Raw genomic sequence first — 16,024 nt, 5'->3', positions numbered from 1 at the left:
AAGCATGGGTTAAAAATAAAATTTATTTTCAGTAATACATAACAATTTTAAATGTTTTTTAATAATTTTAATATAGGCTACCCTATTGCATCCGCCAACATAAAGTGGCAAAAGGCATAAATTTTTGCTGATTACCGGCACGATATAATTCGCTTAGAGCTTGTTCAAAATAAAGGATATCGGCAGTATCACGTGTTTGATTGTACTTATATAAATTAGCAAATGCAGCAACCCTTTCATAAATAATTCCACTGGTTACAGAAGACTGATTTACATTGGTAAGCATGGCATCCATATCTGAGGTTTGGGATAAAATAGGGTTGAACATGGTAAGTATAAACATTACCATAGATACCGGTAGCAGTTTTTTCATAACTTGCGTAAGTTTTAATTTAAAATAATCGGGTTGATTGTTTTTAATTATTATCGAAGGCGGCGGATGGCAGTCTGCCTCCTGTTTTTATTGATTAACGAAATTTTTTATCTGCTACGGTTTTCCAATTAATATCAAATCTTCCATTGTCAATAGATATTTCCATTGTACCATTTTTTTCTCTCAGTTTTCCGCTAAAAGTGACTGATATAATATGGTTTGTAGCATCAAACCGATTAACAGTTATTTTACCTGAACTATCATAGGACCCAAACCATGAATAATTGTTTGTTGTAGAATTATAGAATGAGCCATACACATGATTATAATAGTATGGAAATGCTTCTGTGCCGAAAGAAGATTGTTTCCATTCGTAATCGCCTGGTTGTAAAAGAGAAAAATTAGAGAAATGAAATCGTAAAAAAAATCCTGATGACGCACCATCTCTTGCATTATAAATGCTTATATCAACTATATCATAAGGGCTGAATAAAACCTCTACTCCTTTATTCGGATAAGGATTGAAAAAAGTTGCTACCCCATCTCTTGGTAACATGGCTACACCATTTACTAAACACCCAAAAGTATTAGCCCCGGTATCGGTTATTGGTGGTAATAAGCTGAACGGGTTTACACTTTTTTTGCAGCTAATTATTGCAAAACAGGTAATTGCAATGAAAAGAATTTGTATAGTTTTCATAAGAAAATATTTAAAGTATGGGTTAAAAATAAAATTTATTTTTGGTAATACATAACAATTTTAAATGTTTTTTAATCATTCAATCTAAGTCGGAAAATTGTGCACTTTATTTATCTAAAATGGCCAAATTACTGTCATGTAATGCTGTGCCGGTATAGTTGTATAAGTTTAAACAATCAATACCATCATCACACAACATGCCAGTAGTAAAAGGGGGATTTATATCGGTAAATACATAATTTATTTTTACCTGCTGCTATGTCGTGATTAAAGTTTGTGTATACGAACTGTAATTAAAAACTAAAGAAAATTTAGCGGAAATGATATTCTTGTACATTTTAGTGCTTCAATTTCTTGCATTGTTAAACCATCTGTTTTTTCTTTGGTTTTTATTAAGATACCTATACTGTTTACTTCAATAGTGTGGGCTTCAATAATCCAATCCCACATTCTCCTGCCATCTCTGTAATTTAGCTGCTGATATTTTTATGCATCAGCCGCAGCGTTATATTGCCCATTTTGATTTAGACTCATTTTTTGTGAGTGTGGAGGTCATTAAAAATCCGGCACTGCAACATCGGCCTGTTTTGGTAGGGGGTAGCAGCGAAAGGGGTGTGGTAGCTGCCTGCAGTTATGCGGCACGTAAATTTGGTATACACAGTGCCATGCCCATGAAGCGTGCTTTGCAGCTATGCCCGCACGCTATTGTATTGCCCGGTTCTTATAAAGATTATACCCGTTTTTCTAACAGGGTTACTGATATCATTGCCCATGCTGCACCTGCTTTTCAAAAAGCCAGTATCGATGAATTTTATATTGATTTAACCGGCATGGATGTTTTTTTTAATCCTTTACAATGGACCATTGATTTGCGGCAACAAATTATGGCTGCCACAGGCTTGCCAATTTCTTTCGGGCTGGCTTCCACCAAATTGATTGCCAAAATTGCTACCGATGAGGCTAAACCTAACGGGTACCTGTTTGTGCAGCCCGGTAAGGAAATAGATTTTTTAGCGCCATTGCCCATTCAAAAAATTCCGGGTGTGGGTAAACATACTTTGCCTGTTTTGCAACAAATGGGTATTCATACTATTCAGGATATATTGCAATTTACGCCACAACATTTAGAACAAAAGCTGGGTAAATGGGGGCAAACCTTACACAGCATTGCTACCGGCAGTTATGATATGCCTTTGGAAAACAGTCATGAAACCAAATCTATTTCTACTGAACAAACCTTTGCTGCCAATACCACCGAAAGGGTTTTTTTAGAACAAAAACTGGTACAAATGACCGAAAAAGTGGCTTATGAATTAAGACAAGAGGGGCTTTTTACCGCTTGTATAGCCATAAAAATACGCTATGCCGATTTTACTACCACCTCTAAACAAGCCACTATACCCCTTACGTTTTGTGATGATGAATTAATACCCGTGGCCCAACAATTGCTGCAGCAGTTGTTGAAACCTCATCAACCTGTTCGCCTGCTGGGCGTGCGATTAAGTGCTTTAAGTAAACACGGACAAGTGCCTGATTTGTTCAATCAAATCAATACTAAGGCCAACTTGTACAAAGCAATTGATGCCGTAAAAAACAAATATGGTACCTTTGCACTGCAAAAAGGAAGAAGTGTATAAAGTTAAATTTTCATGAAGAATAGCATTATTAATCTACTGAATTAGTAGAGTAATTATCTTTGCTACTTCTTTCCTGTTCAATGATTTTTTAACCGTTAAAAATATAGTTTTATGAGCTTACGTTTAGGCGACACAGTACCCAATTTCAAGGCAAAAACTTCTATTGGCGACATTGATTTTTATGAATATCTGGGCGATAGCTGGGGTATTTTATTTTCACATCCTGCCGATTATACACCCGTTTGTACTACCGAATTAGGGAAAACGGCGTTATTGAAAGCTGAATTTGATAAGCGCAATACCAAAGTATTGGCTTTAAGTGTAGATGATGTAGAAAGCCACAAAAAATGGATAAGCGATATTGACGAAACCCAACATACCCATGTAGATTTTCCGATTATTGCAGATGAAGATAAAAAAGTGGCTACTTTATTTGATATGATTCATCCCAATGCTTCTGAAACTCATACCGTTCGTTCGTTATTTATTATTGGGCCTGATAAAAAATTAAAGTTATTCATTACTTATCCGGCTTCTACCGGCCGCAACTTTAATGAAGTTTTGCGTGTGTTGGATTCATTGCAATTAAGTGCCAAATACCCGGTAGCAACACCTGCTAACTGGAATCCCGGTGAAGATGTTATTATTGGACTTGGCGTAAGTACGGAAGAGGCTCCGGCTAAATTTCCTAAAGGGATAAAAGTGGTAAAACCTTATTTACGTTATACCCCACAGCCTGATAAAGATTAATCTCTTTTTACATTACACTTTTAATATGGCCTCGTTTCTTCGGGGCTTTTTTGTGGGGGTACTATTTTAATTCCTTATCTTAACCCCTTTAACCAAACAAATTGATATGAAAAAACTGTTACTTCTGGCCCTGTTGTTTTATCAAACAACGTTTGCTCAAAAAACTATTATTTATTGCGGCCATTTAATTGATGTAAATAAATTATCGGTACAGCAAGACATGTCCGTTATTATACAGGCCGATACCGTTGCCGATATTCAAAAAGGTTTTGTGAATGCAAGCCCTAACGATAAAGTAATTGATTTAAAAAAGTATACTGTTATGCCGGGTTTAATTGATGCGCATGTGCACCTGGAAAGCCAAACCAGTCCCGATGCCATGATGAAACGGTTAACCCAAAATCCTGCTGATATTGCCTTTCAGGCAGCCGTTTATGCTAAAACAACCTTAATGGCCGGCTTTACCACTGTGCGTGATGTAGGAGGCAGCGGGGTAAATATTGCACTCCGTAATGCAGTGAATAAAGGGTTGGTGATGGGGCCCAGGATTTTTACCGCAGGTTCCATTATATCCACCACCGGCGGACATGGAGATCCTACGAATGGGTTGAGAGAAGATATTATGATGGTTCCGCAATTGAATGAAAATGTAGTAAATGGCGATAATGAATGTAGAAAGGCAGTTCGGCAGCATTATAAAGATGGTGCCGATTTAATTAAAATTACTGCTACCGGTGGTGTATTAAGTTTAGAGAAAGATGGTGCCGGAGCACAATTTACCGAAGATGAAATTAAAACCATTGTAGCTACTGCCAAAGATTATGGTATGCGAGTAGCTGCACATGCACATGGCCCGGAGGGCATGAAGCGCGCTGTATTAGCCGGCGTAACTTCTATTGAGCATGGCACATATATGACCCCCGAAATTATGGAACTGATGAAGGAAAGAGGTACCTATTTAGTGCCTACCATTATTGCGGGTAAATCGGTAGCCGATTCTGCAACAAAAATGCCGGGTTATTTTCCACCGATTATTCGGGCAAAAGCCATTCAAATAGGTTCTGTTATTCAGGCCACTTTTGCAAAAGCATACAAAGCCGGCGTAAAAATTGCTTTTGGTACTGATGCAGGTGTGTACAACCACGGAAAAAACTGGATGGAATTTGGCTATATGCACCAGGCAGGAATGCCTGTTTTAGAATGCATTAAAGCCGCTACCGTTAGTGCCGCCGATTTAATTGGCGATACGAAAATTGGTAGCCTTGAAAAAGGAAAAATGGCCGATGTTGTGGCAGTGGATGGCGATCCGGTGCAGGATGTAAATGTAATGGGTAAAGTAGTGTTTGTGATGAAGGCCGGGAAAGTGTACAAATCAGAATAATCTGCTAACATTTTTTTGAAACGGAATGCTGCAATACATCAACGGCATTCCGTTTTTTTAAATACCTAAAACTGATTTTAAACGCGTATAGCCACTTTTGCTAACCGGTAATTGCAGCCCTGTACTTAATACGGCGATGTAATTTTCTTTTTCCAATAATTCAATTTTAGTAATGAGTTGCAGGTTGATGATATAAGAGCGATGTATTCTTGCAAATTGTTGCTGTGAGAGTGTTTGCTCAAAATACTGCATAGTTTTTTTCTTTAAATAATGTCCTTCTTTGGTAAATATTTTTACATAATCATCGGCCGCTTCTAAATATTGTACCTGTGCTACGGGTATAATTTTAATTTTTGTACCATCTTTTACTACAATACGGTTGGTTTCTTGTGGCGTTGCAGCTATGGTATCTAATAATGCTGCTGTGGTAGTAGTTGACTGATTATTGAGTACTTTTTGAATGGCTCTGTCAAAGCGTTCGCGGCTGAAAGGTTTCAGCAAGTAATCTATAGCATTTTGTTCAAATGCTTTGATGGCATATTCTTCAAACGCAGTGGTAAAGATAATGACTGCTGTGGTTTCTACTAATTCTAGTAACTCAAAGCCATTAATTTTCGGCATTTGAATATCTAAGAACAATAAGTGGGGCTGATGTTGTGGTATTAACTTTGCTGCCTCAAATCCGTCACTGCACTCTGCCTGCAAATGAATGTTGGGGTATTGTTGCAGGTATTCTTTAATAATACTGCGTGCCAGTGGTTCATCATCTATAATCATACAATTCATCATATTAAGCAATTATATTGGGTTTATGTTGTGGAATAAGGAGTGTGGTAATAAATTCAGTATCTGTTTTTTCAATGGTTATTAAATCATTTCTTCCGAATAATAACCAAAGCCGGCGTTTTACGGCTGTTAATCCAAATCCGGTTCCCGGTAAGGTTACAGCAGTTGATGCATCATAAGGGTTTTGAATGGTGATTATTAGTGCACCATCTCGGTTGGTGGCTTTAATACCAATGGTTACTTCCCCTATGGTATCGTACAAGCCAAATTTGATGGCATTTTCAACTAAAGGTTGTAATAACATAGAGGGTAGTATTAACGGTAATGCATTGCTGTCGGTATTTATTTCGGTAAACATTCTATGTCCAAAACGTACTTGTTCTATCGATAAATATAAACCAATATAGGAAAGTTCTTCTTCTAATGTATTCCAGTTATCTTCTTTACGCAGTGTGCCTCTCAAAAATTCAGAAAGTTGTTGTATCATTTGCCTGGCTTTTTCAGGTTGTACTGTAGTTAATGCGCTGATGGAATTTAGGCTGTTGAATAAAAAATGCGGTTGTAGTTGTTGCCGTAATTTAGATAGTTCAGCTTCTTTAGCCAATTCGCTAATACTATGTTGTTGTGCTTGTGTTTTCATCCAATCTATTTGTGTATACCAATTTAAACTTACCAGGGTAATACAGCCTATCATTAAAAATCCAAAAGCAAAACGCAGCAATAGTGTTGTTTTTAATAATTGGATGTATGGAACATTATTAGCAAAAATGAAACCCAAGCCCCATCTTAACACCATAACCCACACCAGGCTTAATACTAAACTAACTGCAATACTGTACCAGTATTTTTCTTTTTTGGGTAAATAATAACGCATGTTATTGATTACTAGCAGGCAACAGGCAAACAATAAAATAATAGTAACATAACTATCGGTAACAGCTATCAATTCTGTAATGCCGGCATGTTTTAATATGTATTGTTGCAAAAATATCCAGGCTAACCACCAAATAATGAGTGCTGCTAAATTTCTCTTGCCCTGTAAAAATGATTTGGTCACCTGATTACTAAATGGTTTGTGTTTGTAATGAATTGGCTGCTGTTACCTGTGCTGCTTTTTCGTAAGTAATATATAAATAGTTGTCGGCATCATCAACTTCTTTAATGCGGGAGGCAATTTCAATACCATCTGCTGGAGATGGTATACTATACAAGGCTGTTATAGCAATAAATTTCCATTGTACAGGCTGTTGGTGAATGTTCATGAAACAATCTTCTTCTGCTTTGCCAATGGTTTCTGCTTTTTGAAAAGCTGCTTGTTGATTGTGGGCATAAAACAATCTGATTTGTTCATCAAATTGGGGTGTATGGTTTCCATCGCCACAAATAATTCTGAAAACCATTTTTGTAACATAGCAGTTCATGGTTTGTTGTTTGAAATGAGGTTAAGTAAAATAATTCGCTTTTGATAGAACTATTTTGTTGCTGTTTTGGTAGGGTATGTTATTCTATTCAATGTTTCCTGATTCGTGTTTCGTTCACTTTTATGGATTAGCCTGCTTCATTACTATAGCTGCTATGGTTTGTTTTACTGCTTCGCGATTGGTAGTGGGTGTAAAGTTGAAATGCCTGTTAAATTTTGTGCTATCAAAATAATAATCTCTGTCATATTGATAACACATTTCACCCAATTCTTTCAATATAGGCATAAAAATGCCCAGTGTTCGAATGCCCCATTTGGGTAATAGCTGGTATTGATTCTTTGCATGCATTTCTTCTGCAAATAATTCAATCCATTCTTCTCCGGTAATTTTTTGAGGATCGGTGGGCAGGTTCCAAATTTGATTGTAGGCAGAATGGGTATTGCCGAGTAAAGCTGTTCCTTTTCCTAAATCCGGTGTATAACCCATGCTGTGTATAGTTTTTGTATTGCAAATCCATTGTGCTTTTTTGCCATTTTTAAATTTTTTATATACCATTGTCATGAGTATACTTTTATTGATTACACTGCCAAAAAAATCAGGAGCACGTGCAATAATGGCATGTAAGTTTTTATTTTCTATGCTGTTCAGTATAAGTCGGTCTACTTCAGCCCTCACTTCGCCTTTTTTACTGGTAGGGCTAATGGGTGATGATTCCGTGATGTGGTTTACATTGTCTCCGCCAATAGCATATACGTTATCAAAAAAAACTAACTTACAGTGGTGTTGTATACAGGCATCTATTACGTTTTTAGTCAGAGTAGGCCATATTTGTTGCCAAACTTTTGTATTGTATTCAAGGCCAATTAACAAATAAACAATTGCACTGCCTTCTACGGCTTTAAATACTTCTTCCCGGTTAAAAAGATTAGCTGCTAACAATTCATCTGTTTCATTTACTTTTTTGGGGTTTCGTGCAACTAAACGAATGTTCGATGTATAATTTGGCAATTCTTTTGCCAGTTCTATACCAATAGCGCCACCGGCACCTAAAATTGTTTGTTTCATTTTTCTGATTTGTTGTATGCATTTATTGATGGATGTTATTTGTAAAAGTTACCCAAATGCACCACTGCTAGTAACTCCTGATTTCTACACCTGCAAATACAGCAGAGCCTTTTAAAATGAGTACTTTATTAGGAGTATCTATGTTAATGGTGTTTTGATTGCGTTTGTCATCTACCCCATGAAATACGCCATCCATTTCATTTTTAATGGTCCAGCTTTTTGGCACTACCAGTTTCACACCACCAAAAACTGCTTCTATTTGCAGGCAGGCAGGTTGTTGCATGTCGGCTTGTGTAGCATCTATTTCCACACCACCAAATACACAGTTGATTTTACCACCTGCAAAGTTTTTTGAAATAACACTGCGTTGTACACCGCTAAAAATGGAATTAATTTCTAAGAAGTCTTCCTCACTGGTTATGGGTGTTGGGGTATTGGCGATTGTGCTTTTGTAATTTTGCTCATACCAAAATCTTTTACCACATCCGCGATTAGTTTTTTTAGGTTTTAAAATAAAAACAATACCTAATCCAATTAAAAAGCCAGGCCACAAAAATTGATGAAATGCAGCATTAGCTAGTTGCTGATCAATTAAAAAGAAGCTACCAATTCCAATTAATATAATCCAGGAAAAATTTTGGAATCGGTGTTTAATACCCGATAAGATACCAATAGCAATCAATAACATTTGCCAGGAAAAGATCCAGCCAGGGATAGGATAACCCATTTTGTAAGCTAATAATAATAACCCACCAATAATTAAAAAAATACCGGTGAAAACTCGGTTGTTGGTGCGTTCGTATGAAGGATTCATGTTCTTATAATTTTAATGAGGCAAAACTAAAGCTGCTATTTCCATCTGAGAATAGCAGTTAGGCAGATGACGGCAACCGGGCGGTAAATGCCCGAAAATAGCAGGTGAACGAAGAATGGAAGGGAATGAATCAGCCAAAAGCAATTATTTTTGTTTATGCCATTACCTAAATTCCCAATAGTACTTTTGTTTCTTTTGTCGGTGCTATTTTCCTGTCAGCATCAGCAGAACAGGAATGCCGGCAAAACCATAACGGGCATTTTACAGCCATTGAATCATGGTCATTTCAATCCCAATCCATCTGTTATTCGTTATTCCCGCCATGCCCGATGCCGGATGGAATGCAGGCATATTACAGAAAATGAAATAGCTGAAATAATACATAATGGTAAAATTGATTACCGTAAAAGTCAGTTGCAGGCAGATGATTGCCATAAACGGTATGCTTTAGAAGGGAATACAGACGAAAACCAATATTTGCGGGTAATAGTGGCCGAATGTGGTGATGTGTTAACTGTTATTACCTGTATTGATTTAAAGCAGGATTGGCCCTGCAGTTGCCACTAACGGTATTGCATTGAAGTTGTATATAAAAATATGTGTAGCTTATCTTTATCTGCCACTTATAATTACAATTTTAGTAGCTAATTTTTCCTGCCCGGTTACCCGGTCCCGAATCAATATTAGGTACATTCCACTGGCTACTTTTTCGCCTTTATAGTTTAAGCCATTCCATACTGCTTGTCCGCCCAGTGCCTGCGTCTGAAACACCAATCTGCCCGATAAATCAGCAATTTTTACCAAAGCATTTTCGGCAATCCCTCTTATGGCAATGGTTCCGGAATAGTCCGGAGGAACAGGATTGGGAAACACCAATACACTATTGTTGGTGGCTGTTCCTTCAGTTGCTGTGCTACGGTAGCTGATAATACCTGTAAATGTGCTGATGAATACCTCACCGGTAATGGGATCAATAGCTAATTTTTGAACATTATTATCGGGCAAAGGCGAGTTGGCTGCTGTAAAATGCTGTATTATTTTATTGCCTTCGGCTGAAACCAGCCACAAACCATTGTTGGTGCCTACCCATTTTCTGTTGGCGCCATCTACGGCCATACATTTTACCTGCTGACCCTGAAATAAATAACCGGCAAACTGGTCTTGTTGAATAACCGGCCACACCGCATCGCAGGGTTGTTGAAAATAATTAGTGGCACATTGTATTACACCTATACCATTGTCGGTGCCAATCCAGATAAACCCATTTTTATCTTTTGCTATACAAAACACATTATTGCTGGGTAAATTGCCTTTGCCAACACCAGTTTGCAACAACAGCCATTGATCATCATTGGTGGCATCAATGCTGTTGCCATAATTGTAACAAAGCAGGCCATTGTTTTTGGGGCTTACCATCCATAACTGACCGGCATCATCTATTACAATTTGGCTCAATGCATTTTCTGTTAATGGAAAAGGAACCGAGAAGCCTTTAAAACTGCCATCTGCCTTTAAAACCTGTAAATTTTGTGCAGCACCATAGTTGGCAATCCATAAATTATGTTGTGCATCAAAGGCCAAACCACTAATGCGGTAACTGCCGGGGTCTCCGATAGCAGGTTGAAGTGTAGAATTATTTTGCTTAAATATTTGAAAGTTACCTTCAATCATGTGCACCAACCCGCCACCGTAACTGCCTGCCCAAATACTTCCATCCCTATTATCGGCGGCTAAGGTAATAAAATCGAGTGTAGTATCTAATGCCGTATTGGTGTATGCACCTACATTACTCCAAATGCCCTCTTTTAATATATAAATGCCATTTCGGTTGTATTGGTAATTCCAGGCATTGTTTACACTGCCAGCAGCTATATACAATGTATGTTGGGTAAAAACCATATCGCCACTGGCTGTACCTAACGGGCCATTGGGTATATAACGCTGATAACTGTTATTGCTAAAAGCAGATAATCCACCATAATAATCGGCAACCCAGGTAGTATTATTAACTATAATGGCATCCTTCGGAAAGGATACTACGTTAGGTACTGCAATGGTTGATTGAATTGTTGCATTGGCTGCTAAGGTTATAACACGGCTGTTTCCGGAAATTGTTCGTTCACAAAGTAACAGGTTGTTGCCCGATGCTTCTATTTTGGTGATAGGCCAGTTGTTATCGGCATACCACAATAACCAGCTGTTATTCTTCCATACATAAATGGTATTTTGTAATTGCGCATAGAGTAAACCATTGGCAGCAACAATATTGTTAACGGTACCGGCTGGCAGGCCATTGGTGCCACTCAGGTTAGTCCAGTTGCTGTAATTGGCCAGGTTGGTACCGGTAACTGGTGCCGTTTTTAACCCTTCATCGGTTGCAGCATACAACTGGTTGTTGAATTGAATACAGGCATTGATGTTAATCTGATTTCCATTGCTGCCAATAATCCAGGTATCTTTTATATCATAGCTTTGCAGGTTAACCACAATAATACCCAGACCGGTTGATAAATAGGCAAAACCGGCATTACAGTATATGGAACGAATGGTTTTATTGCCGCTAATAGTGTTTCTTTCAATATCGCTGATGTTGGTAACGATACTGCCTTTTAGTACATCTATATTACTGCTGTTGTAGGCAATTACCAATTGTTTTGTCAGGTCATCCCATCCAATGGTACTTACACCCATATCGTTGAGGCCGGTAACTTTACTATATCTTTCAATGTCCTGATTGGCATCAATACTAAATACATTATTAACGGTAGCACAATACAACTTATCGCCCTGAACTACCGTGTTGGTGCTTTGGTAATTTAAATGCTCACGCCAATAGCCAATAGGTTGCAGATTGCTTTGTGCAATACTTTGAGTGCAGCAGAAATAAAACAGCCAACACCATTGTAAACGTTTTATGAAAAATGCGTATTGATATAACATGCTTTAAAAGTAAATGGATATCAGTTGTTTTCTTTTTGTATATAGTATTGAATTGTAAAGAAATTAACAGCCCACAAAATTCCTGAAAATAAAAGTGCTGTACCCAAAGTATACACCGAAATTATATGGCTAACGAACATATATTGCTGTTCCAGCCAAGCAGCAAGGGCATATTGCAATATGCCAACAATTAATACAGCAGCAGTAATAATAAAAATATTGGGTGGAAAAAAACGCTGCATTAAAAACTGTTGTAACTGTTTTGGCGCAGCACCCAATATAATGAGCAGTTGAATTTCATCTTTGCAGGATGCAATGGTTAATTGTATGAATAAGGAAAATATAAGCAGTGCAAACAACAATAAAATGGTGCCGGTAATCCAACTAATGCGTACCACCATATTTACAATTTGCCGGTATTTACTAAACCGGGTTTTGTCGGCATCGGTAGTTAGTTGGTGTGCTTTTAAATATTGTACCAATGCCGGATTTCCGGGGTCTTTGGTACGAATTACCACTCGGGATGGTTGCAATGTATTGTCGGTTGCATATTGCGTATTGGCCCATTGCATAAATGATTCCGGAATCAGTAAAGAAGTAATTCTATCGCTAAAGCCAACTACTTTCCCTTTTAATGAAACCATGCCGGCAGGCGTTTGAATATTCACTTTAAATACAATCATTTTTACAATTTCCTGTGTTAGCTGCGGTAGATTTTGCGACAGCGAAAATTGAAAATTATAAAAGTCAAGAAATAAGTTGGGCGCAATCATAGGTATAATATCTTCTCCAGGTGCCCAATGCCATTGGGTACTGTCTACATCAATAAATGCAGCAGGTACACTTTCAAACGAAATATCAGTATAAAATGGAAACTGACTGCTATAGCTTTGTATAGAAGCTTTGAAGCGGCTGGGGGTTAAAATACCTACTGCATCTACAAAGGGTTGTTTTTTTAAATCTTCAATAGCGGTATTGGATAAAGTGGTATTTCCATAATTGGCATTGGTAAGCTGTTTATTTACTACCAAAAAGTTGGCTACACTATCCTGGTTGCTTTTGCTATGCAATAAATCGTTGTAATTGGCCTGTAATTGTACGGCACTCAGAATGAGTAACAGCGCAGCCGAGAGCCCGATAATAGCCAGCAACAAACGTAACCTGCCCGAAGCGGTTGTAATAATTTGCTTTAATATGTTATTCCACTCTTTCACTACAGCTGTAAAGTTTGGTGGTAAGTAAAATGGGTATCCTCATCTAAATCAGTTAAAATAAAACCTGCCTTCCTTTTATTGCATTCTTCCGCAATAAGTGCTGTTGCTTTTGCTGTATTGTCGTGGTCTAAATGGCTAAAAGGTTCATCCATCAATAACCAGTTAAATGGTTGCATTAAAGCCCGAATAATGGCAATGCGTTGCTGTTCGCCATAACTGCAAATGCCTGTCCGTTGGTTTAAAATTTTAGCGATGCCTAATTGTTCTGCCATATCATCTATAACTGAAGAGGGGTAGTAAGGCTGTTGCATAACACGTTTCAGTTCAATGTTTTCACGGGCTGTAATGTTTTGAAATAGGCGCAGGTCCTGAAATATAATACTGATGTTTTGCTGGCGCAGAATGGCTAATTGCGCTGCATGGTATTGTTTTTGTTCCTGATTGTTCCAGTAAATACTTCCTTCATAATCGTTACGCAGGTGGTACAATAAATGAATAAAAGTGGTTTTGCCTGAACCACTGGGTGCTTTTATTTTAATAAAATGACCGGATGTAAATTCCACATCTTGTAACCAAATATCGCTGTTACGCGTTTGCAGATTTGGTTTTAATGGAACAGGAACCAGGTTTTCAATATGTAAGTGCATCATGTTGTTGCTTCAAATTATAAGCTGCCTAATCTGGAAGAGAAAGGCACATTGAAAATGGACTCATTGGCATCGTCCGGGTTTTTCAATTTAGCATTCCTGTTTTTTTGCATTTGCTCTGCAATGTAGGGGAACAACTGTAAAATGCTTACCAAGCTGTTTTGTTGTGCATTCTGCATTCTAATTAAATAAGTGCCTTTTGATGCTGTTCCATCAAATCCTTCGCCTTTTATTATCATATCTTTGAATGTATGTTGAATGGCTACATTAGTTTGGGTGCTGTCATCATTCAATGCACGTATCACTTTGTCAATATCGCCGTAAAAGAAGGTTTGGCCGCCTTTCATTTGTTTTAAAATATCATCATTAAAAGCAATGGGAGCGTTGCCGGCTTTATAAGTTTTCAGTAAGGCAGTATCGTTAGTAATTATCATATTTTTATCATCACAGGTTAGTGTAATGTTCATGGCTTCCATTAATTTCCCGGCTGTATAGGTATTGTTTTGTTTTACTACCCAACCCGATTCGGCAGTTTTATCCATTATTTTGTGAAAACTGGCGGTATTACCAATACACAGATTCATGAATAATTTACCCCAGTTATTTTTAGATGGATTGTTTTTTTTCAAATTCAGGTCAGATAATACCACTGCAACATCGCCAGTAAACGCTTCATATATTGCCGAAGCCGGAATGCCTGCTTTATCTAAAAAGCCATCTACCAACGGAGCCACATCTAACTGCTGCAATATGCCATCTATTATTTTCGGGTTAAATGAAAACAGCATGGCCATATCAATATTTTTAGAAGGGTAGTGTTCAATAAGGCCGGTTTTTATTTTTCCGCTCTTATATGTTTCCAAAATGGCCTTCATGAGTCTGTTGGGATAGAAGTTGGTATTGGCCGCAATTTGCCCGGCATCAAAATTAAAGGTAGCAGTAGTAATATTATTGTTCAGCAAATCGGCCAATTTAGGAAGTTGCAACATGCCGGTATTAAATGTATTTAATGCATTGGTGGTGGTGTTATAAAAATAGCCGTCTGCCGCTGTTTTAAACAACGATTGTACCAATGGTATGGCACCCAATGATGCACTGCTGCTTAGGTTGTAAAAACGGTTTACTTCTTTGTGCAGTTCATCTACCTTACTAATGGCATCAGGCTGATTTACATGCATGATACTATCGGGAAATAAGCCTAAAGGTTGTTCTGTGTATTGTTGTACGGTTAATATTACATCCTGTTTATTCCAGGAAATAATACCATCCCCATCCATTTGTATATAGGCATAATTTTTTTCCTGATGAATATCTCTTCCTTTCAGGTAATCTATTTTGGAGAGATAAGCAGAAAGTTTGGCACTGTCGGTAATACCTATAATAACATTGGTAAAATTACTGAATGATTTGTTGGGGTACACTTTAGTGGTTCTAAATATGGTAACCGAATTTTTCCAGTCAATGCCTGCTTTTAACAAGTCATTATATTGTTGCATTAAATTGGCATGGGTAGTATCTATGTGTATCAATTTGCGTACAATTGAATCGGCAGAAATACCCGCTTTAGATAATTTAGTTTGCACCAGTCCGGTGTTGATTGATACCATTACCGAGGCATTATTGGGAATCAGGTTCAGCTCTTTGGGTGTTTTAGAAGCGCAGGCAGCCAGCAAACTAATAGCCAGCAGCAGTAAACAATATGAAAAAATATTACGTTGCATGTAGCATATTTTATAATGATGTAAAAAGAAAGCTGCGAATTTTATTCGCAATTTCTTTGAAAATCACATAAATATATAAAATTCCTTTCACTTCTCCACTGCATGATACAATACCTCCTGAATATTGGGGCGGATGTGTAAACTGAACAATAAATTATTGTTGCGGGTAGGGTTTACATGGTTGCTTAAAAATATATACACCAAATTTTCTTTTGGGTCAACCCATACACAGGTGCCGGTAAAGCCGGTATGCCCAAAAGTAAGGGGCGATGCATCTTTACAAGGGTAGGGGTCATTGGCGGTGGCATTGTTTTTTTCCGGTTTATCAAAACCTAATCCCCGCCTGCTTTCAGCGCTGTTATAGGCAGTAAATTCATCAATCACCTGCTCCGACAAATAGCGCTTACCATTCATCACGCCTTTGTTCAATAACATTTGGTATAGTTGGGCTAAATCGTACGCATCACTAAACAAACCGGCATGGCCGGCAACGCCCCCCAGCATGGCGGCGCCTTCATCATGCACATCGCCCCACATTAGCTGGTTTCGGAAATGCGTTTCTACCTCTGTGGGTG

At 37.9% G+C, this 16,024-nt stretch carries 16 protein-coding genes; 4 read left to right on the top strand and 12 right to left on the bottom strand.

Annotated features, from left to right (window positions below; translation table 11 throughout):
* Nucleotides 1-82: 82 nt before the first annotated feature.
* Both A0F92_RS14245 and A0F92_RS14240 read right to left on the bottom strand, forming a co-directional pair.
* On the bottom strand, nt 83-373 hold the full coding sequence (locus A0F92_RS14245; protein WP_068247687.1) for a hypothetical protein: 291 nt from the start codon (nt 371-373) through the stop codon (nt 83-85).
* 94 nt (nt 374-467) lie between these two features.
* On the bottom strand, nt 468-1,073 hold the full coding sequence (locus A0F92_RS14240) for a hypothetical protein (protein WP_068247684.1): 606 nt from the start codon (nt 1,071-1,073) through the stop codon (nt 468-470).
* A 488-nt stretch (nt 1,074-1,561) separates the two neighbouring features.
* Between A0F92_RS14240 and dinB the strand changes: the two genes are divergently transcribed.
* The 3 genes from dinB to A0F92_RS14225 all read left to right on the top strand — a co-directional run bounded on the left by dinB (nt 1,562) and on the right by A0F92_RS14225 (nt 4,841).
* Entirely contained in the window at nt 1,562-2,710 is a 1,149-nt protein-coding gene (gene dinB / locus A0F92_RS14235) for a DNA polymerase IV (protein ID WP_068247680.1), read from the top strand.
* A gap of 111 nt (nt 2,711-2,821) precedes the next feature.
* Nucleotides 2,822-3,460, top strand: coding sequence for a peroxiredoxin (locus A0F92_RS14230; RefSeq protein WP_068247676.1), 639 nt, complete (start codon nt 2,822-2,824; stop codon nt 3,458-3,460).
* Nucleotides 3,461-3,566: 106 nt separating this feature from the next.
* Complete coding sequence (locus A0F92_RS14225) at nt 3,567-4,841, top strand: metal-dependent hydrolase family protein (protein ID WP_068247673.1); 1,275 nt, start codon at nt 3,567-3,569, stop codon at nt 4,839-4,841.
* A gap of 57 nt (nt 4,842-4,898) precedes the next feature.
* Here the strand turns inward: A0F92_RS14225 and A0F92_RS14220 are convergent, their stop codons facing one another.
* The 5 genes from A0F92_RS14220 to A0F92_RS14200 form a co-directional block, all read right to left on the bottom strand.
* Nucleotides 4,899-5,630, bottom strand: coding sequence for a LytR/AlgR family response regulator transcription factor (locus A0F92_RS14220; protein WP_068247670.1), 732 nt, complete (start codon nt 5,628-5,630; stop codon nt 4,899-4,901).
* Between the two features lies 1 nt (nt 5,631).
* Nucleotides 5,632-6,684: a sensor histidine kinase gene (locus tag A0F92_RS14215; RefSeq protein WP_068247667.1), complete on the bottom strand. Its 1,053-nt coding sequence runs from the start codon at nt 6,682-6,684 to the stop codon at nt 5,632-5,634.
* Between the two features lie 7 nt (nt 6,685-6,691).
* On the bottom strand, nt 6,692-7,048 hold the full coding sequence (locus tag A0F92_RS14210) for a DUF4288 domain-containing protein (RefSeq protein ID WP_068247664.1): 357 nt from the start codon (nt 7,046-7,048) through the stop codon (nt 6,692-6,694).
* Nucleotides 7,049-7,168: 120 nt separating this feature from the next.
* Complete coding sequence (locus tag A0F92_RS14205; RefSeq protein ID WP_068247661.1) at nt 7,169-8,113, bottom strand: NAD-dependent epimerase/dehydratase family protein; 945 nt, start codon at nt 8,111-8,113, stop codon at nt 7,169-7,171.
* A 67-nt stretch (nt 8,114-8,180) separates the two neighbouring features.
* Nucleotides 8,181-8,927: a LiaF transmembrane domain-containing protein gene (locus tag A0F92_RS14200; RefSeq protein WP_068247658.1), complete on the bottom strand. Its 747-nt coding sequence runs from the start codon at nt 8,925-8,927 to the stop codon at nt 8,181-8,183.
* A gap of 156 nt (nt 8,928-9,083) precedes the next feature.
* On the opposite strand from A0F92_RS14200, the gene A0F92_RS14195 reads away from it, so the two are divergent.
* A complete protein-coding gene (locus A0F92_RS14195; RefSeq protein WP_167517111.1) occupies nt 9,084-9,494 on the top strand; it encodes a DUF4258 domain-containing protein in 411 nt (136 codons plus the stop codon).
* A 45-nt stretch (nt 9,495-9,539) separates the two neighbouring features.
* On the opposite strand, the gene porZ is transcribed toward A0F92_RS14195, so the two are convergent.
* From porZ to A0F92_RS14170, 5 genes are all read right to left on the bottom strand, one after another.
* Nucleotides 9,540-11,867, bottom strand: a complete 2,328-nt coding sequence (gene porZ / locus A0F92_RS14190) for a type IX secretion system anionic LPS delivery protein PorZ (RefSeq protein WP_068247652.1) — start codon at nt 11,865-11,867, stop codon at nt 9,540-9,542.
* A gap of 20 nt (nt 11,868-11,887) precedes the next feature.
* Nucleotides 11,888-13,081, bottom strand: coding sequence for a hypothetical protein (locus A0F92_RS14185; protein ID WP_068247649.1), 1,194 nt, complete (start codon nt 13,079-13,081; stop codon nt 11,888-11,890).
* Nucleotides 13,081-13,731: an ATP-binding cassette domain-containing protein gene (locus tag A0F92_RS14180; RefSeq protein WP_167517110.1), complete on the bottom strand. Its 651-nt coding sequence runs from the start codon at nt 13,729-13,731 to the stop codon at nt 13,081-13,083. The genes A0F92_RS14185 and A0F92_RS14180 overlap by 1 nt, the downstream gene beginning before the upstream one ends.
* A 14-nt stretch (nt 13,732-13,745) precedes the next feature.
* The gene (locus A0F92_RS14175) at nt 13,746-15,449 is read right to left on the bottom strand and encodes a DUF4836 family protein (protein ID WP_068247647.1); all 1,704 of its coding nucleotides are present in this window, start codon (nt 15,447-15,449) and stop codon (nt 13,746-13,748) included.
* A gap of 87 nt (nt 15,450-15,536) precedes the next feature.
* Nucleotides 15,537-16,024: serine hydrolase domain-containing protein (locus tag A0F92_RS14170; protein WP_167517109.1), on the bottom strand; the 488-nt coding region annotated here is incomplete at its 5' end.

The sequence above is a fragment of the Hydrotalea flava genome, from assembly GCF_001623405.1.
Taxonomy (GTDB): domain Bacteria; phylum Bacteroidota; class Bacteroidia; order Chitinophagales; family Chitinophagaceae; genus Hydrotalea; species Hydrotalea flava.
The sequence above is the reverse complement of the archived record's forward strand: the minus strand, read 5'-3'. Positions and strand labels throughout refer to the sequence as shown.